General features: G+C 71.6%; 20 protein-coding genes. 9 read left to right on the top strand and 11 right to left on the bottom strand.

What is annotated here, in order from left to right:
- Nucleotides 1-5: 5 nt before the first annotated feature.
- Nucleotides 6-1,313 carry a cytochrome P450 gene (locus tag ABGB12_RS01590; RefSeq protein ID WP_347673893.1) on the top strand — a complete coding sequence of 436 codons (1,308 nt, stop codon included), beginning with the start codon at nucleotides 6-8 and terminating at the stop codon, nucleotides 1,311-1,313.
- A 27-nt stretch (nucleotides 1,314-1,340) separates the two neighbouring features.
- On the opposite strand, the gene ABGB12_RS01585 is transcribed toward ABGB12_RS01590, so the two are convergent.
- The 6 genes from ABGB12_RS01585 to ABGB12_RS01560 form a co-directional block, all read right to left on the bottom strand.
- Entirely contained in the window at nucleotides 1,341-2,195 is an 855-nt protein-coding gene (locus ABGB12_RS01585; RefSeq protein WP_347673891.1) for a sulfotransferase, read from the bottom strand.
- A 71-nt stretch (nucleotides 2,196-2,266) separates the two neighbouring features.
- On the bottom strand, nucleotides 2,267-3,133 hold the full coding sequence (locus tag ABGB12_RS01580; protein ID WP_347673890.1) for an AraC family transcriptional regulator: 867 nt from the start codon (nucleotides 3,131-3,133) through the stop codon (nucleotides 2,267-2,269).
- A 77-nt stretch (nucleotides 3,134-3,210) separates the two neighbouring features.
- The gene (locus tag ABGB12_RS01575; protein ID WP_347673889.1) at nucleotides 3,211-4,410 is read right to left on the bottom strand and encodes an NAD(P)/FAD-dependent oxidoreductase; all 1,200 of its coding nucleotides are present in this window, start codon (nucleotides 4,408-4,410) and stop codon (nucleotides 3,211-3,213) included.
- Nucleotides 4,407-5,024: a PadR family transcriptional regulator gene (locus ABGB12_RS01570; protein ID WP_347673887.1), complete on the bottom strand. Its 618-nt coding sequence runs from the start codon at nucleotides 5,022-5,024 to the stop codon at nucleotides 4,407-4,409. The genes ABGB12_RS01575 and ABGB12_RS01570 overlap by 4 nt, the downstream gene beginning before the upstream one ends.
- 129 nt (nucleotides 5,025-5,153) lie before the next feature.
- The gene (locus ABGB12_RS01565) at nucleotides 5,154-5,480 is read right to left on the bottom strand and encodes a MerR family transcriptional regulator (protein WP_347675007.1); all 327 of its coding nucleotides are present in this window, start codon (nucleotides 5,478-5,480) and stop codon (nucleotides 5,154-5,156) included.
- A 409-nt stretch (nucleotides 5,481-5,889) separates the two neighbouring features.
- Complete coding sequence (locus tag ABGB12_RS01560) at nucleotides 5,890-6,264, bottom strand: histone-like nucleoid-structuring protein Lsr2 (RefSeq protein WP_347673885.1); 375 nt, start codon at nucleotides 6,262-6,264, stop codon at nucleotides 5,890-5,892.
- Between the two features lie 254 nt (nucleotides 6,265-6,518).
- Here ABGB12_RS01560 and ABGB12_RS01555 point away from each other — a divergent pair, with 254 nt between their 5' ends.
- The 3 genes from ABGB12_RS01555 to ABGB12_RS01545 all read left to right on the top strand — a co-directional run bounded on the left by ABGB12_RS01555 (nucleotide 6,519) and on the right by ABGB12_RS01545 (nucleotide 10,834).
- Nucleotides 6,519-7,100: a rhodanese-like domain-containing protein gene (locus tag ABGB12_RS01555; protein WP_347673884.1), complete on the top strand. Its 582-nt coding sequence runs from the start codon at nucleotides 6,519-6,521 to the stop codon at nucleotides 7,098-7,100.
- 2 nt (nucleotides 7,101-7,102) lie between these two features.
- Nucleotides 7,103-9,397 (top strand): TSUP family transporter, encoded by a 2,295-nt coding sequence (locus ABGB12_RS01550; protein WP_347673882.1) that lies wholly within the window; start codon nucleotides 7,103-7,105, stop codon nucleotides 9,395-9,397.
- Nucleotides 9,398-9,616: 219 nt separating this feature from the next.
- Nucleotides 9,617-10,834, top strand: coding sequence for an FAD/NAD(P)-binding oxidoreductase (locus tag ABGB12_RS01545; RefSeq protein WP_347673881.1), 1,218 nt, complete (start codon nucleotides 9,617-9,619; stop codon nucleotides 10,832-10,834).
- Between the two features lie 13 nt (nucleotides 10,835-10,847).
- On the opposite strand, the gene ABGB12_RS01540 is transcribed toward ABGB12_RS01545, so the two are convergent.
- Nucleotides 10,848-11,567 (bottom strand): hypothetical protein, encoded by a 720-nt coding sequence (locus ABGB12_RS01540; RefSeq protein WP_347673880.1) that lies wholly within the window; start codon nucleotides 11,565-11,567, stop codon nucleotides 10,848-10,850.
- A gap of 97 nt (nucleotides 11,568-11,664) precedes the next feature.
- Nucleotides 11,665-14,460 carry a BTAD domain-containing putative transcriptional regulator gene (locus ABGB12_RS01535; RefSeq protein ID WP_347673878.1) on the bottom strand — a complete coding sequence of 932 codons (2,796 nt, stop codon included), beginning with the start codon at nucleotides 14,458-14,460 and terminating at the stop codon, nucleotides 11,665-11,667.
- A gap of 268 nt (nucleotides 14,461-14,728) precedes the next feature.
- Between ABGB12_RS01535 and ABGB12_RS01530 the strand changes: the two genes are divergently transcribed.
- The 4 genes from ABGB12_RS01530 (at nucleotide 14,729) to ABGB12_RS01515 (ending at nucleotide 18,521) form a co-directional block, all read left to right on the top strand.
- Nucleotides 14,729-16,117, top strand: a complete 1,389-nt coding sequence (locus ABGB12_RS01530) for a flavin monoamine oxidase family protein (RefSeq protein ID WP_347673876.1) — start codon at nucleotides 14,729-14,731, stop codon at nucleotides 16,115-16,117.
- 115 nt (nucleotides 16,118-16,232) lie between these two features.
- Nucleotides 16,233-16,868 carry a DUF998 domain-containing protein gene (locus ABGB12_RS01525; RefSeq protein WP_347673874.1) on the top strand — a complete coding sequence of 212 codons (636 nt, stop codon included), beginning with the start codon at nucleotides 16,233-16,235 and terminating at the stop codon, nucleotides 16,866-16,868.
- A 36-nt stretch (nucleotides 16,869-16,904) separates the two neighbouring features.
- A complete protein-coding gene (locus ABGB12_RS01520) occupies nucleotides 16,905-17,261 on the top strand; it encodes a YciI family protein (protein ID WP_347673872.1) in 357 nt (118 codons plus the stop codon).
- A gap of 66 nt (nucleotides 17,262-17,327) precedes the next feature.
- Nucleotides 17,328-18,521 (top strand): RNA polymerase sigma factor, encoded by a 1,194-nt coding sequence (locus ABGB12_RS01515; protein WP_347675005.1) that lies wholly within the window; start codon nucleotides 17,328-17,330, stop codon nucleotides 18,519-18,521.
- Nucleotides 18,522-18,539: 18 nt separating this feature from the next.
- Here the strand turns inward: ABGB12_RS01515 and ABGB12_RS01510 are convergent, their stop codons facing one another.
- The 3 genes from ABGB12_RS01510 to ABGB12_RS01500 all read right to left on the bottom strand — a co-directional run bounded on the left by ABGB12_RS01510 (nucleotide 18,540) and on the right by ABGB12_RS01500 (nucleotide 21,122).
- On the bottom strand, nucleotides 18,540-19,115 hold the full coding sequence (locus tag ABGB12_RS01510; RefSeq protein ID WP_347673871.1) for a hypothetical protein: 576 nt from the start codon (nucleotides 19,113-19,115) through the stop codon (nucleotides 18,540-18,542).
- A 306-nt stretch (nucleotides 19,116-19,421) separates the two neighbouring features.
- On the bottom strand, nucleotides 19,422-20,738 hold the full coding sequence (locus tag ABGB12_RS01505) for an FAD-binding oxidoreductase (protein WP_347673869.1): 1,317 nt from the start codon (nucleotides 20,736-20,738) through the stop codon (nucleotides 19,422-19,424).
- A 120-nt stretch (nucleotides 20,739-20,858) separates the two neighbouring features.
- The gene (locus tag ABGB12_RS01500) at nucleotides 20,859-21,122 is read right to left on the bottom strand and encodes a hypothetical protein (protein ID WP_347673868.1); all 264 of its coding nucleotides are present in this window, start codon (nucleotides 21,120-21,122) and stop codon (nucleotides 20,859-20,861) included.
- Between the two features lie 224 nt (nucleotides 21,123-21,346).
- Here ABGB12_RS01500 and ABGB12_RS01495 point away from each other — a divergent pair, with 224 nt between their 5' ends.
- Entirely contained in the window at nucleotides 21,347-21,748 is a 402-nt protein-coding gene (locus tag ABGB12_RS01495) for a hypothetical protein (protein WP_347673866.1), read from the top strand.
- The last annotated feature ends 8 nt before the right edge of the window (nucleotides 21,749-21,756 follow it).

Below are 21,756 nucleotides of genomic sequence, written 5' to 3'. Positions count from 1 at the left end.
TGGACATGACCGCTGACAACTCCCCGGGACGCCTTCCGATCTACGACGCGGAGTTCGCCGCGGACCCGGCCGGCTCCTACGCCCGTCTGCGCGCCGCTTACGGGGACTTCGCACCCGTCGAGCTGGCCCCCGGAGTGCCGGCGACGCTCGTCCTGGGCTACGACGCGGCGCTGGGGGTGCTGCGCGACCCCGGGACGTTCCCCAAGGATCCGCGGCGCTGGGAGCAGACGATCCCCCCGGACTGCCCGGTACGGCCGATGATGGGCTACCGGCCCAACGCTCTCTACACCGACGGCGGCGTCCACGCCCGGGTACGCGGGGCGATCTCCGACGCCCTGGGCCGGGTCGACACCGTCGCGCTGCGCGCGTACGTCGAGCGGAGCGCCGACGTCCTCATCGACGGGTTCGCCGCCGACGGGGAGGCCGACCTGCGGGCCCAGTACACCAAGGTCCTGCCGCTGCTGGTCTTCAACCACATGTTCGGCTGCCCGCCCGCCATCGCGGACCGGCTCGTCCAGGGCATGATCGGCATCTTCGAACTGGTCGACACCGAGAAGGCCGACGCCGAGCTCACCCGGGGCGTCACCGAGCTGATCGAACTGAAACGCGCGGCCCCCGGCGCGGACGTGACCTCCTGGATGATGGGCCATCCCGCGCGGCTCACCGACCAGGAGATGGCCGACCAGCTCGTCCTGCTCATGGGCGCGGGCACCGAACCGCAGCAGAACCTCATCGCCAACACCCTGCGCCTGCTGCTGTCGGACGACCGCTTCGCCGGTGACCTCTCCGGCGGCAGCCTCCCGATCGAGGACGCCCTGGACGAGGTCCTGTGGACCGACCCGCCCATGGCCAACTTCGGCTTCACCTACCCCGAACGCGACCTGGAGCGCGACGGCTTCGTCCTCCCCGCGAACCAGCCCGTCGGCGTCAGCTTCGCCGCGGCCAACACCGACCCGTCCAAGCGGGCCGGCAACCGCGCCGGCAACCGCGCCCACCTGGCCTTCGGCGCGGGCCCGCACACCTGCCCGGCCAAGAACCACGCCCGCCTCATCGCCTCGGCCGCCATCGAGGGGCTCCTCGACCGCCTCCCCGACCTCACCCTGGCCGTTCCCGCGGCCGAGCTCCAGTGGCGCCCCGGCCCCTTCCACCGCGCCCTGGCCTCGCTTCCCGTCCGCTTCACCCCCGTTCCCGTTCCCGTCCCCGTCCAGGTCCCCGCTCCCGCCCCGGCACCGGTCTCCGCCCCCGCTCCCGATCCGCTCCCCGCCCCTTCCGAGCCCCGCCGCTCCCGCCTGCTGAACCGATGGCGCACCTGACCGGCGTCCCGCAGGGACGGCCGGGGTTCATGAGGGCGCGTAGCCCCAGGTGCGGGCGATCGGGAGCAGCGCTTCGGGGATCTCGTCGGGGGAGGGCAGGGGGCGGCCGGGCTGGACCCGGCCGGTGACGATCTTCTCGCGCCAGTCGCCGATGCCCTTGGCGAACTCGCCGTGGTCGCGGGAGCCGTAGTCGAGCATCGCCGGGTCCCACGGGAGGTCCAGAGCCGAGCAGAGGCGGCGGGTCTCGGCCTCAGGGTCGGCGACGAGGTCCTCGTAGCGAAGGGTGGGGCCCGGCAGCCTCCGGCGGGCCCGTTGCAGGGTCTTCATGTAGTGGAGGGTCCGCTCCACCGCGAGGTCGAAGGGCCGGTTCTCCGGGTCGGCCTCGTGCCAGGAGAGGGCGATGGACATCGGGTGGCGGATGAGGAAGACGAACCGGGCATCGGGCCAGCATTTCCTGATCCGCTGCCAGACGAAGATGTTGCTCGGGGTCTTCTCCACCAGGACCCGCTTCCCGCTCCGGACGAGTTCCCGGTGCAGGACGCGGTCCCACAGGAGGTGTTCGAGATCCGTCCGGCGGTGGCCGCACGCCTCCATCGCCTGCTTCACCGGAGGGGTCTCGAACTGGACGACCAGCCTGCGCACATGTGTCTCGTGCGGGGCGTGGACGTCCGGATGGCTGTCCAGCATGAGCCGCAGCAGCGTCGAGCCCGACCGTACCGACGACAGGAGGAAGACCGGGGCCCTGAGCAGCCGGTCGTGCTCAGGGTCCGCGGGCGGCCGGGGGACGTCGTGTTCGGTCTTAGGTCTCGGGACGGGGACCCTGCGGATCTCGTATCCCGTGCGGTGCGCCATGGTGGCGCGGACCTTCTGCTTCCAACTCACCCGGAAGAACCTAGGGAGCCTTCGTTAACGAACGGAGGCTCCCCGGGAAACAAACGAACGGCGCGGGAGGCTCAGCCCCCGGTCCGCTCCACCGGGATCCACAGCTGGGAGTCGGCCCTGGTGCCGTCCTCCGACAACACCGTCTGGAGCATCTCCGGGCCGGGCCGGCTCCGGTAGGGGTTGGACGGGAACCACTGGGTGAACACGTCGCGCCACAGGTACTGGACCGACAGCGGGAACTCCCCGGAGTTCTCGAAGACGGCCCAGGTGCCCGCCGGGACGACGAGCTCGTCCATGTCCTCGGGCGTCTCGGCGCCGGTGACCACCCCGCAGTAGTAGTCCAGCTCGGCGCCCTCCTCCCGGTTCTCGCCGAGCCCGGCGCTCACGTTGAGCAGACCCCCGGGCTCCTGGTCGGACAGCGCCGCCAGACGCTGCCTCGTCTCCTCCGGGATCCCCCGCAGGAACTCGACGATCGCCGGGTTCATCCCCTCGTGGACGAGGGGGACGCGGGCCTTCCTGCCGACGAGGCGGAACTCTTCCTTGTCCACGACGCGGTAACGCATGCTGCTGCTCCCTTCGACGATGAGGCGGAAGGACATCCGGGGCTGGGAGTTCAGCACCGCGCCGTTTCGCCGGGCCGCTCCGGGGCCGACCCCGTGGACGGCCCGGAAAGCCCGCGCGAACGCCTCGCCGGAGCCGTAGCCGTAGCGCACCGCGATCTCCAGCAGTGTCCGCTCCCCGGCGAGCACCTCGGCGCCCGCCAGGGTGAGACGGCGCCGGCGCACGTACTCCGACAGGGGCATCCCCGCCAGCGCGGAGAACAGCCGCCGGAAGTGGTACTCCGACGTGAGGGCGATCCGGGTGAGCTCGACCATCTCGATCTCCCGATCGAGGTGCCGCTCGATGTACTCCATCGCCTGGTTCAGCCGCTCCAGCACTCCGGGCTCCTTCCTCTTACGCCTTCAAGTTAGGGAGGGAGCCCCCGTCCGGACCCGACATCCCGTGCCCGCCTCGGTCAGGCCGCGGAGGCGGTCCAGTCGATGTGGTGGGCGTAGGTCCGGCGGGTCTGCTCGCCGCCGGCGGCGAGGCGGAGGATCAGCGGGAGGAAGGCGTCGATGAAGACGCGGCCGACGGGGCCCGCCGCCTTGCTGGAGTTGACGCGGGCCGCGGCCTTGATGATGCGTTCGACCCGGGGGCGGCGGAGCTCCTCGAAGCGGGCCAGCGGAAGGTCGGGGACGTCGCGCAGGCAGCGGGCGAGCTCGACGGCGTCCTCGATCGCGAGGGAGGCGCCCTGGCCGGAACTGGGGGAGGGCGCGTGGGCGGCGTCGCCGATGACGACCATGCGGCCATGGTGCCAGCGCGGCAGGTGCGGGAGCAGGTGCAGGGGGCTCGCGCGCATCACGTCGTCGGGGGAGGTGGCCTCAAGGATCCGGACGGCGGGCCCCGCGTCGTCGGCGAAGAGGTCCTTCAGCCGGTGCAGCCAGGCCTCGGCGGAGACGGGTTCGAGCTCCGCGCGGGCCGGTTCGTCGCGTCGCGGGACGTTGGCGAACCACCAGACCTCGCCGTCGGGGGAGAGGACGTAGCCGAAGAACGCCTTCCGGCCGAAGATCATGACGTAGGAGCCGGGGTCGGCGTCGAGCTTCACGCCGCGGGCGTAGCCGCCCAGATTGAGCAGCTTCCCGTAGACGGGGGAGGGCGCTTCGGGGTCGATGAGCCGACGGACGGTGGAGTGGACCCCGTCGGCCCCGACCAGCAGGTCGGCGGTGGCCTCGGACCCGTCCTCGAACAGGGCCCGGACGGACGGGCCGGTGTCCTGGGCGTGCACCAGGCGCTTGCCGTGCTCGAAGCGGATCCCCTGGGCGGCGGCCTCGCCGTAGACCGCCCGGTACAGGTCGGAGCGTTTGACGGTCCGGCTCACCGGGCCGTCCTGCGGCGCGGCGCTGATGGCGCTGACGCCCAGTTCCCTGCCGGTGCTGCTGCGCAGCAGGATGCCCGGGGTGGGGAATCCGGCGGCCAGCGGGCCGGTGTCCGCGCCGAGGGTGCGCAGGGCGTCCAGCCCGTTGGAGCCGAGGGTCAGGAAGACGCCGACGCCGTCGGCGCGGCCGGGACGCGCCTCGCAGACGGTCGCCTCCACGCCGATCTTCCGGAGCGCCATCGCGGCGGCCGGTCCGGCGATGCCGCCGCCGACGACCAGGGCGGTGCGTACTCGGTTCATGGATCCTGCCTTTCGTGGAACCGGGCCCACGCCGGGGCCCAGCCGTCCTCCGGGTCGGTGATCTGGGTGATGAACCGTTCGGTGAAGGCCCGGTCGGCGGCCAGGAGCGCCAGCCGGTACTCCTCCTCGACGAGGAACAGCGGGTGCACCCCGGCGGAGACCGTTCCGTCGATCATGGCGCGGACCTCCGCGCCCTGCTCGTCGAGCCGCTCCAGCCGGCGGCGCAGCAACCCGACCGCCTCGTCGGGGTGCAGCGCGCCGATCAGTGAGAGCGCGGCCACGAACCGCGGGTACTCGTGTTGGGGCTCTTCGACGAGTTCGCGCAGCCAGTCACGCTGCTCCTTCCTTCCGGCGTCGGTGAGCGCGTAGACGGTGCGTTCGGGCCGTCCTCCCTCCCTGGTCGTCTCCTGCTCGGCGACGAAGCCCGCTTTGGCCAGCTGCTGGACCACCATGTAGAGCGATCCGTGGGTGAACTTGATGCTGCGTCCGTCGTCGTTCTCCCGCAGCATCCGGCTCAGCTCGTAGGGGTGCCGCGGGCCTTGGACGAGGTACGACAACACCGCCAACGCCAGCAGATTCGAGACCTTGCGCTTCTTCGCCTTCTTCTCCGTCACGGTTTCATCATAGTCACTATCAATTAGAAAACTCTGATTAGTCAACCCTGACTATTGGCTCAGGGGTGTCCCCGAGAGATCTCGGGGATGGGATGCGCCTCGGACGGAGAGCGGGTGAGGCGTCCGCGTTCAGGAGGCCGGCTGCTGGCGGGCCTGGAGCTCGGCGTTGATGCGCTGGGCCTCGGCGAGCTGGTCCTCCAGGATGATGATGCGGCAGGCGGCGTCCAGCGGGGTGCCCTGGTCGACGAGTTCCCTGGCGCGTGCGGCGATCCGCAACTGGTAGCGGGAATAGCGGCGGTGCCCGCCTCCGGAGCGTTGCGGCGAGATCAGCCTGGCGGTGTCCAGGCTGCGCAGGAACGCCTGGGTGACGCCGAGCATCTCGGCGGCCCGGCCCATGCTGTAGGCGGGATAGTCGTCGTCGTCGAACTTGTCCGTGGGTTTGCCGATTGAAGCCATGGTCACCTGCCCCATAGAACCTTCCAGAACGCATACGGGGCCCCGGCGCATGTGCGCCGGGGCCTGACTGGGTCTAACACCATCTATCGGCCGTCGGGCCGATCTTCTTTTCCGCGCCTGCCGTCCGCTGTGCACGGGAGCGCGGGGATCGCGAATGCGTGACCGTAGACCACCTTCCCATCTGTGGAACTGCGGCACCCGGGCGGTTCGACCACCGGCCGGGCGATCCTGATGGCGCCGTTCACCCCTTTCTCTCGACCTCTGACCTGATCTTCATCCGGGTGGTTCGTCCTTGACCCGGTTTCTGGACCCTTCGTTTTCGACAAGAAGAACTCTAGTCGCCGTGCAATCGAATGTCTACAACGGCCACGGGAGATTTCATGTCGGGAGCGTCACAGGTCCAGCCGGGTCAGCCGGCGGGGCGGGCGTCGGGGCGGGCGTCGGGGTGCGCCGCGACGAACCGCTCGTACACCTCGTCGTCGATCTTGCTCCTGCCCACCTCGATGCCCTGTTCGGCGGCCCAGGCGCGGACATCGGTGTTGGTGTAGCCCTGGAGCCGCGGCGTGGTCTCGGCGCTGCTCTTGCGCGTGCGCCCGGCCTGTTTGACCACGGCGGCCCTCTCGACGAACGGCGCGAGCTCGGCGAGGAGTTCGCCGAGCTTCTTGTAGTTGGCGTCGCCCAGGTCGATGGCGTACTTGCCGCCGCCCACCTCGAACTCCCGGCGGGCCACGTCCTCCCCGTCATATCCGTCGATGTCGTCCACCACGATGGTCTTGGTTGCCACTGAGTGTCTGCTCCAATCTTTGTGCCGGTGAAGGAGCATAGAGGCTTGATCCCGGCCGTGCGGGCAGGTCGGGAGGGTCGGGGAGCCGGTGGCCGTCACGGCCCTTTCCCCCGGGGTTCCGGGTATGGCGCGGCATACCCTCAGGGGTATTTGGAGTTTCGGCCTTCCTTCGGATACTGTGTGGGACATACCCCCCGGGGTATCCACGGAGCCGGATCACGGGATCCGGACCACATCGCCGAGAAGGAGGCCCGATGAAAGACATGACCGCGAGGCTGAACGCAGAAAGCCTGCGTGCCCGCCTCGCCGGCCCGAACCCGCCCCGCCTTCTCGATGTCCGGACACCGGGTGAGTTCGCCACGTCCCACATCGCGGGCTCCTACAACGTTCCGCTCGACATGCTGCGCGAGCACCGCGACGAGCTGCGCAACCACCTCAACGAGGAAGTGGTGCTCATCTGCCGCTCCGGCGCCCGCGCCGGTCAGGCGGAGCAGGCGCTGGCCGACGCCGGTTTCCGCAACACCCGCGTGCTGGAAGGCGGGGTCATGGCCTGGGAGGCCGCCGGAGCCCCCCTCAACCGGAGCGAGAAGCAGCGCTGGGACCTGGAGCGCCAGGTCCGGCTCGTCGCCGGATCGATCGTGCTGACCGGCGTGCTCGGCAGCCTGGTCGTCCCCGGCCTGCAGTGGGTGTCGGCCTTCGTCGGCGGCGGCCTGGTGTTCGCCTCCCTGACCAACACCTGTGCGATGGGCATGATGCTCTCCAAGCTCCCCTACAACCGCGGTGCGACCTGCAGCCTCGACCAGGTCGTCTCCCAGCTCGCAGGGGACAGGCGATAAGCATGACCCTCGTGCTCACGCTCGCCGCAGCGGTGATCATCGGGGTCACGCTGGGACTGCTCGGCGGAGGAGGTTCGATCCTCACCACCCCGGTGCTGATCTACCTGGCCGGCGTCGACCCCAAGTCCGCCATCGCGATGTCGCTGTTCGTCGTGGGCGCGACGAGCGTGGCGGGAGTCATCCCCCATGCCCGGGCCGGCCGGGTCCGGTGGCGCACCGGACTCCTCTTCGGCCTCGCGGGCATGGTCGGTGCCTACGCGGGCGGCAGGCTCGCCGAGTTCATCCCGGCGAACGCGCTGCTGGTGGCCTTCGGCATCATGATGGCCGTCACCGCGGCCGCCATGCTGCGCGGCAAGAAGGCCCCGGAATCCGGCGCCCACGCCGGAGACCGCCCCATCGCCAAGATCTTCATGGAGGGCGGCGCGGTCGGCCTGGTCACCGGCCTGGTCGGCGCGGGCGGCGGCTTCCTGGTGGTGCCGGCCCTGGCCCTGATGGGCGGGCTGCCCATGCCGGTCGCCGTCGGCACCTCCCTGCTGGTCATCGCGATGAAGTCCTTCGCCGGTCTGGCCGGCTACCTGCAGAGCGTCCACATCGACTGGTCGCTGACCCTGGCGGTCACCGCCCTGGCGATCGTCGGCAGCCTCCTGGGCTCCCGGCTCTCCGGGATGGTCGACCCCGACCGGCTGCGCAAGGGCTTCGGCTGGTTCGTCGTGGTCATGTCCGTCTTCGTCCTCACCCAAGAGCTCCCCGCGGTGGTCCGGCCCTACTTCCTGGCCGCCGTCGCGCTCGCCGCCCTCACCGGGGCGGTCACCCTGATCATCCGGCGGTCCCGGAGCACCGGACCCGCCGCAGCCCCCGCAACCGTCGCTACCCGAAAGGACCCTGGAGCAATGGAGCCCAAGGAGACCCGGATGTACTTCGCACAGCACTACCTGGACTGCCTGTCCCAGGCGTCCTACCTGATCGGTGACAAGCAGACCGGGCGGGCCGTCATCGTCGACCCCCGCCGGGACATCTCCGAGTACCTCGACGACGCCGAGGCCAACGGCCTGCACATCGAGGGCGTCATCAACACCCACTTCCACGCGGACTTCCTGTCCGGCCACCTGGAGCTGGCCGCCCGCACCGGCGCCTGGATCGGCTACGGCTCCCGGGCCGAGGCGGAGTTCCCGATCCGCAAGCTGTACGACCACGAGCGCATCAGCCTCGGCGACGTCACCCTGGAGATCCTGGAGACCCCGGGCCACACCCCCGAGTCGATCAGCGTCCTGGTCTTCGAGCACGAGGACGACACCGTCCCCTACGGCGTCCTGACCGGTGACGCCCTGTTCATCGGCGACGTCGGCCGCCCGGACCTGCTGGCCTCCATCGGCGTCACCGCCGACGAGCTCGGCAAGATGCTGTACGACAGCATCCAGCACAAGCTGATGGCGCTGCCCGACCAGACCCGGGTCTTCCCGGCGCACGGCGCGGGCTCGGCCTGCGGCAAGAACCTGTCGACCGAGCTGCAGTCCACCATCGGCGCGCAGAAGCTGAGCAACTACGCCTGCGTCCCCATGGGTGAGCAGGAGTTCATCGACATCGTCACCGAGGGCCAGCCGGCGGCTCCGAGCTACTTCGTCTACGACGCGATCCTCAACCGCAAGGAGCGGGACCTGCTGAAGATCGAGGAGCACCTGAAGGCGCTGCCGCTGGCCGAGGTCCTGGCCCGCCGGGACGCCGGAGCCGTGGTCATCGACGCCCGCGACCCGCAGGAGTTCGCCGCCGGCCACCTGGTCGGTTCGATCAACGTCCCCGCCGACGGCCGGTTCGCCGAGCAGGCCGGCATGGTCGTCGAGCCGGGCAAGGAGATCGTCGTGATCGCCCCCGAGGGCCGCGAGGAGGAGACCATCACCCGCCTCGCCCGGATCGGCCTGGACACCGCCGTCGGTTACCTGGCCGACCCGGAGGACGCCCTGACCTCGGCTCCCGACCAGGTCGCCAAGGCCGCGCGGATCACCTTCGCCGAACTGGGCGAGGCCCTCGAAAGCGCCGAGCCGCCGCTGCTGATCGACGTCCGCAACGTCGGTGAGCTGGAGAACGGCAAGATCGAGGGTTCGGTCAACATCCCGCTGGCCGAGCTGCCCAAGCGGCTGGACGAGGCCCCTGCCGGACGCCGGATCGTCGTCCACTGCGCCGGCGGCGCCCGCTCCTCGGTCGCGGCGAGCCTGCTGCGCCGGGCCGGCCGCCCCGAGGTCTCCGACCTGCTCGGCGGCTACGGCGCCTGGGCCGCGGCCCACGCCCCGGCCGACGCCTGATCCGAACGGCACGACACCGCTCCACGTGGGGGTGGGACACCCCGGTGTCCCACCCCCGCGCCTATGGGGGGCGACCTCCCCCGAACCCCCGACGACCTGCGGGAATGTTTTTACCCAAGACTTCCCAGGGCGAGTTGGCCGGGCGCCGTCCGGCGGCCTACCTTGGAAGGTGAGATACCCCTAGGGGTATTAATCGCGCTGTTTGAAAGGAAGCACCGGATGACCTCCGCACCCACCCCCGGAAACGATCGGCACCACGTCCTGATCATCGGCGGCGGCACCGCCGGGATCACCGTCGCCGCCCGGCTGCGCCGCCAGGGCATCGGCGGCATCGCGATCCTGGAGCCCTCCGACACCCACTGGTACCAGCCGCTGTGGACCCTGGTCGGCGGCGGCCAGGCCCCGGTCGAGGTCAGCCGCAGGCCCGAGGCGTCCGTCATCCCGCGCGGCGTCCGCTGGATCCGCGACGCCGCGGTGGCGGTCGACCCCGACGCGCAGGTGGTCACCACCGTGAACGGCGCCGAGATCGGCTACGAGTACCTGGTGATGGCCACCGGCCTCCAGCTCGACTGGGCGGGCGTCCCCGGCCTGGCCGAATCGGTCGGGCACGACGGCGTATCCAGCAACTACTCCCCGGAATACGCTCCCAAGACGTGGGAGTTCATCCGGAACCTCAAATCCGGGACCGCGGTGTTCACCTACCCGGCCGGCCCGATCAAGTGCGGCGGGGCCCCGCAGAAGATCGCCTATCTGGCCGCCGACTACTGGCGGCAGCAGGGCCGGTTGAAGGACATCCGCGTCATCCTCGCCGTGGCGGAGCCGACGATGTTCAAGGTGCCGGTCTTCGCCCGCGAACTGGAGAAGGCCGTCGCACGCTACGGCATCGAGACCCGCTTCCGGTCGGAGCTCCTGTCCGTCGACCCCGAGCGCCATGAGCTGACGCTCGCCGACCACGGCTCCGGAACCAAGGAGACGCTCTCGTACGACCTGCTGCACGCCGCGCCGCCGCAGAGCGCCCCCGACTGGGTGAAGAAGAGCCCTCTGGCCGACCCCGCCAGCCCCTTCGGCTACGTCGAGGCCGACAAGCACACCCTCGTCCACCCGCGTTACCCGAACGTCTACGCGCTCGGAGACGTCGCCAACCTGCCGACCTCCAAGACCGGGGCCGCCATCCGCAAGCAGGCGCCCGTCGTCGTCAAGAACCTCGTAGCGGACATGAAGGGGCATCCGCGCACCGCGGCCTACGACGGCTACACCTCCTGCCCGCTCGTCACGGCCCGTGACAAGATGCTCCTCGCCGAGTTCGACTACGACGGCAACCACACGCCTTCCTTCCCCCTCATCGACACCGCGAAGGAACGCAAGGACATGTGGTACTTCAAGCGCTACGGCCTCCCCGCCATGTACTGGCACGGGATGCTGAAGGGCCGCGTCTGACCGGGCTCCCCGTTCAGACGGCGCGGCGGTAGGCGGTGGCGGTGCTGCGGGTGTGCCGCCAGGCGACGTGGTGCGGGCTCGAGCCGACGGGGACCCACTCCCGGTCGAGGAGCTCGAAGAAGCCCTCGTCGGCGCAGTGGCCGTCCCTGCCTTCGCCGATGTAGACGAGCAGGTCGCCGGAGTAGGCGCGCAGGGCTTCGGCGGCCCAGGGATCACCGGAGGAGGGCCAGCACAGCAGCAGCGCCCGGTCGGGATGGCGCCGGGACGCGGTGTGGCCTCCGGGGCGGATGGCGAGGTACTCGATGCCGTCGGTGTAGGAGTTGGTCGCGGGGTCGGTGGGGTCGTAGGCGATGACATCGATCCCGGCCTGCCGCGCCTGCCAGGCCCAGTAGCCCGAGCCGGCTCCGATCTCGACCAGCCCGCGGCCGCCGAGGATCCCGGCGAGCCAGACGATGTCCCCCGGAGAGGGGATCGCCCACGCGTAGCGTTTGGTCAGCAGGTGATGGCCGACGGGAAGCTCGCGGGCGAAGCCGTCCGGGACGAGGCCGAGCCGCCCGTGGCGCACCGAAGGCAGCTGCCTTACGAGCTCCCAGTACGGGTTGTCGATCCCCGCGGGGGTGAGCTGGTCGTCCGGCCCGCCCGCGATCCGCTGGACCCGCTCACGCGGTCCGTCGAGCAGCGTTTGCCGCACCCACCACTGACGGATCTCCGCGAGCTCGGCCGAAACGGTCACGACGGTCTCCTCGGCGGACTGGACCCGCTGTCCCGGCCACTATCGCAGCTTCGCCCCCGGGCCACCAGAGCCCGGACACGTCCGTCCAAAGGCGGGGTCAGCGGGTGCGGGTGTGCTGCCAGGACTCGGCGAGGACGCGGATCTGGGCGCGGCTGAGGGCGCGGCCCCTGGCGAACCAGGTGTCGAACTCCTCCGGAGGGAGGGAGTCGCGGACCTGCTGGGCCTGGCGGGGGGCGTCGAGGGGGTCCATCTCGGTGGGGGAGAAGCCGACGCGGGAACCGTGGTGGGAGGCGGCGCCCAGCAGCATGGCGCCCTCGGTGGGGCTGCCGGTGAGCGCCAGTGCGGCGGCGAGGCTGTGCACGGCGACGACCCAGGAGGTGATGTCGCCGTTCTCATCCAGATGCAGCAGCATGTCCAGGCCGGCCTCCAGAGCCCGGTCGTACTCGCCGAGATCCAGGTCGATTTTCATGGTCAGCCACTGGGATGAGGAGCGGACGAACACGTAGCTGCAGCGTTCGGCGATCACGGCGGACTCGGCGAGGGTGACGCGGGCCTCGGAGATCAGGCCCGCGAAACGCAGCAGCATCCCGGTGATCATGAGGGCCTCGGCCTCCAGCCAGGCCATGCCGAGTGAACGGGCCTGCTCCAGGCCGGCCCTGGCCAGCTCCATGAAGTTCGTCTCCCCGCACAGGGCGCCGAACAGCGCGCGGTGCAGCACCGCCTGGGCCTCGAGCTCCGGGTCGCGGAGCATCCGCGCCGCCTGCACGGCGTCGCCCGCGGCGTCCTTGGCCGTCGGGAAGTCCCCCGCCAGGTACAGCAGGCGGCACTTGGCGAGGAAGGCCGGGCCGGTCAGCTCGGGACCGGCGGCCGGGCTGAGCTCGATCGCCGCGCTGATCCAGCCGAGGCCCTCGGCGACGACGCCCTGCCCGTACCAGAACCAGCTCAGCAGCCCGGCGAGCCGCAGCGCGTAGTCGCCGTCGCCCAGCAGCAGAGAGGACGTCAGCGCGACCCGGTGCTCCGGCTGCTGGGCGGCCAGCCTGCGGACGGTGGCCGCCGAGCGGGGGCCGCGCAGCAGCGGGGCGGCGGCCTCGGCCTCGGCCAGGATCCAGGCGCGGTGCGCGGCCTGCGCGCCCGGATCGACCCGGGCCCGGGTGAACTCCTTGATGGTCTCCAGCAGCCGGTAGCGGCGCGGGGACGTGCCGGCCTCCACGCTCACCAGCGACTTGCGGACCAGCGCGCTCAGCTCGGCGAACACCGGCCGCTCGCACACCGCCACCGCCGCGTCGAGGTCGAACCCGGACGCGAAGACGCCCAGCCGGTGCAGGACCTCCCGCTCGGCGGGGGAGAGCAGGCCGTGGCTCCACTCGACGGTGCTCCACAACGTCTGGTGCCGGTCGGGGCCCGGGCCGTCGCGGAGCACGGCGAACCTGTCGTCCAGGCCGGCGGCGATCTGCTCGACCGACAGGACCCGGCACTGCGCGGCGGCCAGCTCGATCGCCAGCGGCAGGCCGTCCAGCTCGCGGCAGAGCCTGCGGACGACCAGCTCCTCCGCGGCGTCCGGGGTCCAGCCGGGGACGGCCGAGGCGGTGCGGGAGAGGAAGAGGTCGCGGCCGTGCTCGACGGGCAGCGGGCCGACCTCGTAGACGGCCTCGCCCGGCAGGTTCAGCGACTCCCGGCTGGTGGCCAGGACCCGCAGTCCGCCCGCGCGGGCCAGCAGCGTCCGGACGGCGTCGCGCACCACGTCGACGAGGTGTTCGCAGTTGTCCAGGACGAGCAGGACCTCCCGGTCGCCCAGTACGTCGCCGAGGCGTTCGGCGGTCGTCGCCCCGGCGATCCCCAGCACTCCGGCGAGGGTGACGGCCAGCAGCGACGGGTCCTCCAGCTCGGCCAGCTCCACCAGCCACGGCCCGTCGCCGTCCGGGCGGGCGCGCGCCGTCTCCAGCGCGAGCCGGGTCTTGCCGATCCCGCCGGGGCCGGTGAGCGTGACGAGCCGGTGCTCGGCGAGCAGTGCTTCGATCTTCGCGGGTTCGGACGTCCGGCCGACGAACCGGGACAGGGCGTGCGGCAGGTTCCGCTTCCTCCCGGCGGGGGCGGCGGGACGCGCCCCGGCGGTCTCCCGCCGGGGCGCCGGGGCGTCTCCGACGTGCTCCTCCTGCGCGAAGATCGCCATTTCCAGCCGGCGCAGGCCGGGACCGGGGTCGATGCCCAGCTCGTCGGCGAGGACCCGGCGCGCGCCGCGCAGCGCCGCCAGCGCGTCGCCCTGCCGTCCGCTCCGGTACAGGGCGGTGGCCAGCAGTTCCCAGCCGCGTTCGCTGAGCGGGTGCTCCAGGGTGTGCTTCTCCAGGTCCCCGATGAGCGCGGCGTGCCCGCCGAGCGCCAGCCTCGCCTCGAAGAGGTGCTCGAAGGCGGAGAGCCGCAGACCGCCCAGCCTCGCCTGTTCGGGCGCGGCGAATCCCATGTCCCCGAACTCTCCGTAGGGTTCGCCCCGCCAGAGCGCCAGCGCCTCGTCGAGCAGCGGCAGCGCCTCCTCGGGCCGGCCGCTCCGCAGCAGGTCCTCGCCGCGTTCGGCGAGCTCGCCGAAGAGTTCGGCGTCGATCCGGACGGCGTCCGTGCGCAGGCAGTACCCGTTGCCCTCCCGGACGATCAGCCGCGCCGGGGCGTTCGTGTCCCGGCCGGGCTCCAGGAGCCGCCGCAGGACCGATACGTAGGACCTGAGCGTTCCCGTCGCCGGGGCTCCCTCGCCCCATACGTCCGCCAGGATCCTGTCCTCGGAGACGGCACGGCCCCGTGCCGCCACCAGCACCGCCAGCACCGCGCGCTGGCGCAGGCCTCCCAGTGCCACCTGCCGGTCGCCCGCTGTCGCCGTCATCGGCCCGAGCACGCCGATGCTCACCACGGCAGCCTCCGCCCTTCCCGTCCTGCATCCGTAAGGATGCCAGCTCAGAGGGCTTATTTACCAGTATTGACCATTCGCCGAGAAAAAGATCTTCAGAGGGTCGCATTGAGAATTGTCCTTAAGCGGACTTATGTCGTCCTTGCAGTGGAATTCTGTGGCCGATCATGATCTTTTTGAATCTTTCACCCGCGGCACCGGAAACCGGAACGATGCGATGGGGCCGGGCGGGTAATGACCGGATGGACATCGGGGGAAGGGAACGGCGATGACGGAGTCCGTGGACGTCGTGGTGGTGGGTGCGGGACTCGCGGGGCTGGTGGCCGCGCGGGAACTCGTCCGGGACGGGCACGAGGTGGCCGTGCTGGAGGCGCGGGACCGCGTGGGCGGAAGGCTGCTCAACGAGGAGATCCCCGGAGGCGGGGTCATCGAGATGGGCGGTCAGTGGGTCGGGCCGGGGCAGGACCGGGTGCTCGCCCTGATCTCCGAACTCGGACTGGAGACCTTCCCGACCTACGACGAGGGGAAGTACCTCACCGAACTCGCCGGAGGGCGGAGCCTGCACACCGGGCGCATACCGCGGCTCAGCCCGCTGACGCTCGCCGACATCCAGCAGGGCCAGTGGCGGCTGGACCGGCTGGCGTCGCGGATCCCGCTGGAGGAGGCGTGGAGGGCCCCGGACGCGGCCCGCCTCGACGGGCAGACGTTCGAGACCTGGGTGCGCCGCAACTTCCGCACGCGGGGCGGGCGGGCGTTCATGGGCGTGCTGATGCAGGCCGTCTTCGCCGCCGGGCCCGAAGACCTGTCGGCGCTGTGGGCGGCGTTCTACATCGGCGCGGCCGGAGGGACGGACGCGCTCATCGACACCGCCGGTGGAGCCCAGCAGGACAGGCTCGTCGGAGGCTCCCAGCGCATCGCCCTGACCATCGCCGAGCGGCTCGGCGACGTCGTCCGGCTCGGCTCGCCCGTGCAGGGGATCGCTTGGACGGACGAGCACGTCGTGGTGCGCACCGCGCACACCCGGATCCGCGCCCGCCGCGCCGTCGTCGCCCTGCCGCCGCCGCTGGCCTCCCGGATCCACTACAGCCCCGGCCTGCCCGGCGACCGCGACCAGCTCGTCCAGCGCATGCCCATGGGACGCGTCATCAAGATCAACGTGGTGTACGAGGAGCCCTTCTGGCGCCGGAAGGGGCTCAGCGGCCAGGTCGTCAGCGACCGGCACCCCTGCGGTGTCGTCTTCGACAACACCCCGCCCGAAGGGGCCCCCGGCGTCCTGCTCGGCTTCCTGGAGGGCCGCCACGCCGATATCGCGGCCCGCCTGGACCCCGAGACCCGCCGCCGCCAGGTGCTGTCCGACCTGGCCTCCTACTTCGGCCCCGCCGCCCGCGAGCCCATCGCCTTCCTCGAACGCGACTGGGCGGAGGAGGAGTACTCGCGGGGCTGCTACGGCGCGTTCGCCACTCCCGGCACCCTCACCCGTTTCGGCCCCGCGCTGCGCGCCCCCGTCGGCTCCCTCCACTGGGCCGGCACCGAGACCGCCACCCGGTGGCCCGGCTACATGGACGGCGCCGTCGAATCCGGCCTCCGCGCAGCCCGCGAGATCAGCGGATCCCTCACCGGGACGGCCGCCCGCGCGCAGAACTCCGCCCGCCCCTGACCCGGCCCGGAAGATTTCTCGAAGAAAAATCCGGGAGGCCGTCGAAACCGGAGCCGGGTGTTCGTGGCACTGGTGAACGGGCCGGAGAGACCGGGCCGGGAACGAGGAGAAGACCATGAACGCCACCGTCACCGCCCCCGTCGCGACCTGCGCTCCGGAGGAGGCGGTCACCCGGTCGCTGCTGGGGTACGGGATGCTCGCGGGCCCGTTCTACGTGGCCGTCTCGGTGGGACAGGGGATCCTCAGGGACGGGTTCGACTTCGGACGGCACGCCTGGAGCATGCTCGCCAACGGGCCTTACGGATGGATCCAGTCGGCCAACCTCGTGCTGACGGGGCTGATGGTCATGGCGTTCGCGGTGGGGCTGCGCCGGAACGGGGCCGGAAAGGCCGCGGCGTCGCTGGTCGGGGTCTTCGGCGCGGGAACGGTCGGGGCGGGGATCTTCCGGGCGGACCCGGGACGGGGATTCCCCGAGGGCGCCCCGGAAGGCGCCGCGGAGGCGAGCCTGCATGGGATGCTGCACTTCGTGACGTCCGGGGTCGGGTTCGTGTGCCTGGTCGTCGCGATGCTCCTGCTGGCCCGCAGGTTCGCGCCGGGGGCGTCCCGGGCCGTCGCCGTCGTCTTCCTGGCCGGGTTCGGCTGCATGGCGGCGAGCGGCGGGGCCGCCTGGTCCATCCTCTTGTTCACCGGGGCGGTCATCCTGGCCTGGGGCTGGGTGGCGGCTCTGGCCGCCGTCGAGTACCGGCGCTGAACGGTTCCCCTGAAGTTCTCACAGAAGGAGAAGGGCATGCGCTACCTCGTCACCTTGAAGAGCGGTTCCCCCGCCTCGCCGCCGCCCCCCGAGCTCATGGACGCGATCATGGCGCTGGGGGACGAGGCCACCAAGTCCGGAGCGCTGCTGGACACCGCCGGGCTGATGCCCAGCGCGGCGGGCGGGGCGCGGGTCTCCCTCTCCGGCGGGGAGCTGACCGTCACCGACGGGCCGTTCGCGGAGACCAAGGAGCTGATCAGCTATGTGGTCTACCAGGTGCGCGACAAGGAGGAGGCGGTCGAGTGGGCCAGCCGGTTCCTGCGCCTGCACCGCGACCTGTGGCCGGGATGGGAAGGCGAAGCCGACGTCCTGAGGGTGTTCGGCGAGGAGTGAACGGTGGCAGGATCGGTGACCGTGACGGCCACCGATCCTGCCCGTGTCGTAGAAGCGGTGTGGCGGATGGAGGCGGCGCGCATCATCGCCGGCGTCGCCCGGATCGTCCAGGACGTGGGGCTGGCCGAGGAGCTGGCGCAGGACGCGCTGGTCGCCGCGCTGGAACGCTGGCCGCGGGACGGCGTCCCGGACAATCCCGGCGGATGGCTGATGCTCACCGCCAAGAACCGGGCGATCGACCTGCTGCGCCGCCGCACCGTCTACGAGCGCAAGCTCGCCGAGGTGGGGCGCGACCTCCTCCAACAGCCGGAACCCGACCCGGACGGGGAACTCGACGACCCGGTCGGCGACGACCTCCTGCGGCTGATCTTCACCGCCTGCCATCCGGTGCTGAAACCCCAGCAGCGCGCCGCCCTGACCCTGAGACTGCTCGGCGGCCTCACCACCGACGAGATCGCCCGGGCCTTCCTCATCCCCGGTCCGACCGCCGCCCAGCGCATCGTCCGCGCCAAACGCACCCTGGCCGTCAGGAACATCCCCTTCGCCCTGCCGACCCCCGACGACCTGACCGACCGCCTCCAGTCCGTCCTCGGCGTCATCTACCTGATCTTCAACGAGGGCTACTCGGCCACCGCGGGCGACGACTGGATCCGCCCCGCCCTGTGCGAGGAGGCCCTGCGCCTGGGCCGCATCCTGGCCGGCCTCGTCCCCGGAGACCCCGAGGTCCACGGCCTCGTCGCACTGATGGAACTCCAGGCGTCCCGCTTCCCCGCCCGCACAGCCCCCGACGGCACCCCCGTCCTGCTCCTCGACCAGGACCGCCGCCGCTGGGACCACCTCCTCATCCGGCGGGGACTCGCCTCCCTGGAGCGCTCCGTCGCCGCGGGCCCGCCCGGCCCGTACACGCTCCAGGCCGCGATAGCCGCCTGCCACGCCGAGGCGAGGGATCCCGCCGACACCGACTGGTTCCGCATCGCCGGCTTCTACACGCTCCTCCTCCGCCGGACGGACTCACCCGTCGTCCGCCTCAACCACGCGGTCGCCGCAGGCATGGCCGAAGGGCCCGCCGCGGGACTCGCCCTCCTGGACGGGCTGGCCGACGACCTCCCCGGCTATCCGCACCTGCCCGCCGCCCGCGCCGAACTCCTGGCCCGCCAGGGCCGACGGGACGAGGCCCGCGCCGAGTTCATCCGGGCAGCGTCCCTGACCGCCAACGCCCGTGAGCGCGCCCTTTTCGAGGGCCGTGCCGCCGACCTCTGACTCCGCCCGGGCGGGGTCTCAGTCTCCCGGCCGAGCCGGGCGGTCCGGGGTGTCGAGCTGGGCGAGGATCGGGTCGAGGAGGGCGTTCAGCTCGCGGGTCACGACGACCAGGGCGCGGTGGGCGGTGCCGGGCAGATCGGGGCGCGGCTCCTCCGGGGCGGGCGGCAGGTCGGCGAGGGGGAGCGGGGCGTCCATGCGCAGGACCGTCCGCAGGTAGGGGACCTTGGCCAGGTCCTGCTCGGCGGGTTCGACGAAATGGCCGAAGATCTTCGGCCAGTCGCGCCAGCCGCGGTCCCGCCACCACCGGCGGCTCGCCGTCAGTTCGACCGGGAGCGGCGCGGCCAGTTCGACGCGGGCCAGGAGGGAGCCGTCCCAGGGGTTGCGGACGCACTCGGCGGAGAGGATTCGGCGGTGGCGTCGCACCTGTCCCGGGTCCGACAGGGGAGGCGTCGCCACCCGCCACGCGGCGCACGCGAACTCGACCGGGGAGATGTCGCCCCAGCTTGCTGCGAATTCGGCCACATGCCGATGTACGTCCTGGGCGTAGCGGTCGATCCCGTCACGCGACCGGTCGATCCAAAAGGGCTCCACCATGTCCGGGCGCTCACTCCTTCGGCAGCGGGATCGGGGCCGTCCTCCCTGCCACGGTAACCGGGCGACCCCCGCTTCTGAGCCCGCCCGCAGCGCACCGGACGCCCCGTTTCACGGCTCGAGGACGGTTCGCACTTCAGACACCGCCTCGGGACAGCGCTTGATCACGATTTCGTGGGCCGGCGTCTTGGACGGCGTCCGGCAGGACCGGTGGTCTCGGGGCGCGGGCTATGGGCACGCCGCTCATCGGTCTTGTGGACCGCGTCCGCCGCGTGGGCCTTCACGCGGCGGACGCGGTCTGCGGGGGCGTCAGCGGAAGAGGCCGGACGGGTCGTGGGCGGTCTTGATGCCGACGAGGCGCCGGGCGGTCTCGGGGGTGCGGGCGACGGGGGTGGCGCCGCGGAAGTTGGGGAGGGCCTCGCCGCGGAGCCAGGGGCGCATCGCCTTGAGAAGAGCGGGGCCCGAGGGGTCGTCGGGGAGGCCGACGGCCATGAGGATGTAGGCCGCGTCGCGGCCGTCGAGGGCGCTGGGGTGGCGTGGCGGGCGGGCGAAGGCGCCGCCCAGGGCGCGCAGCTCGATCATGAAGGGGGCGCTCTGGGCCTCGGGGCCCGCGGTGGCGATCAGGGTGTCGAGGGCGTCGTCGGGCAGGGCGTCGCACAGGTCGCCCTGCTCCCAGATCGGCATGGGGTCGGTCGGGTCCATGTGGATCATGGCGAGGGCGTCGATCGGGAGGTCGCCGACGGTGTCCATGACGGGCTCGACGACGGCGCGCATCGGGGCCAGGAGGCGGGCGCCCTCCTGCGCGTCGTACGGGTGGGCGAAGCGCAGTGCCACGACGAACCGGCCGCGCAGCGGCTCGGGCAGCTCGGGGTCCGGGGGCAGGCGCAGCAGGGCCAGCGAGGTGCAGGCCTCCTCGGGCAGGGACGCGTTCCAGTCGCGGTAGGCGCGCAGGACCGTCCCGGCCTGCTCGCCGGGGAAGAAGACGGCGCCGGCGTAGAGGCTCGGCACGGAGAGGAGGTCGACCTCCAGGGCGGTGACGACGCCGAGGCCGCCGTCTCCGCCGCGCAGCGCCCAGAACAGGTCCGGCTCCTGCCCGGCGTCCACCCGTTGGGTCTTGCCGTCGGCGGTGACCAGCTCGATGGCGCGGACGTGGTCGGCCGCGAAGCCGAAGGCCCGGCCGAGCGGGCTGACCCCGCCGCCCAGGGTGTAGCCCACGACCCCGACGAGCGGGGAGGAGCCGGCCAGGGGCATCAGGCCGAACGGCGAGGTGGCCGTGAGCACCTCGCCCCAGCGGCAGCCGGCGCCCAGGCGGGCGGTCCGGTTCTCGGCGTCGACGGAGATCTCCCGGATCCGGCTGGTGTTGACCAGCAGCGCCCCGTCGGCGCGTCCGGCCGCGGTTCCGTGCCCGGTCGACTGGACGGCCACGTTCAGGCCCCGCTCGGCGGCGAACCGCACCGCGGCCTCCACGTCCCGGACGTCCAGCGCTCCGACGACCAGCGCGGGCCGCGGGGTGACCGCCAGGTTGAAGCCGCCGCTCTCGGCCGCGTATCCCGCGTCCGCGGGGCCGAACACCGGTCCGGCGACGACTTCCCGCAGCGCTTCCATCAGGTCTTCGTTCTCACTCATGCACCTTTTGTCCCATTAGGTGGTTGGAAGGCTGTTTGAAGTTGATGGAGGCGATTGTGAATCCGTGGGATCCGCCCTCCGGGGGCGGCCGGAGGGCGGCCCGGCTCTGACGGGATCCCGTCAGTCCTTGGCGGGATTCAGGGCGACGCCGTCCTCCACGGTGTTCAGTGCGACGCATTGGGCGGTGGGCGGGCAGGCGTCGCCGCCCCAGACGACCATCTCCTTGTCCGTCCACACGGCGGTGTGCGAGATGCGGGAGGGGATCGGCGCCCGTTCGATCGTGCGGATGGGACCGGCGGCGGACTCCGGATTCCGCGCCGGAGAGGGATCGGAGCAGCCCGTGAGGGCGAGCAGTACCAGTGTCGTGAGTCCCAACCGCCGCATGTGTGGCTCCTCTCGGTCTCTTTCAGGACGGTGCGGAACCACGGACGCGTTGCATGAATTCTGAAATGCACTACACCGAGAGATATGCACTTCTCCGGGCGGCGTCGAGGAGTACGAGTATGCTTACCTGCACCGATGAGGCCGGGTGCTCGTCCCGGATGTCGGGCGGCAGTGCGGACGTCCTCTGAGATCCGGCCTGCTGTGCTGTTGGAAAGGACGCACCCATGCCCGAATCCTCCCTCGACGGACTTCTCGAGCGGGTACGGCAGATCGAGGGGCTCGCCATGGGCTGCCTCATCGACGCCTCGACGGGCATGGTGCTGGAATCCACGCGAGGCGAGCGGGAGGTGAACATCCCGGTCGCGGCGGCGGGCGCGACGGACATCGCCCACACCGTCTCCCTCATGAGCGGGGAACTGGCGGTGGAAGGCGGCCTCGAGGACGTCATCATCACCCTCAAAGGGCACTACCACCTGATCCGGCGGTTCAGCCCGGCGCCGAAGCTGGACTTCCTGCTGCTGGTCGTGCTGGACCGGGCCGGGACCAACCTCGCCATGGCCCTGCGGCAGCTCCGCGACCTCGACGTGAGCTTCGTCGTGCCGGAGCCCGTCACCGGCGGCGTCTGACCCGCGGA

Origin of the sequence: Actinocorallia sp. B10E7 (genome assembly GCF_039871655.1) — a bacterium.
Taxonomy (GTDB): domain Bacteria; phylum Actinomycetota; class Actinomycetes; order Streptosporangiales; family Streptosporangiaceae; genus Actinocorallia.
The sequence above is the reverse complement of the archived record's forward strand: the minus strand, read 5'-3'. Positions and strand labels throughout refer to the sequence as shown.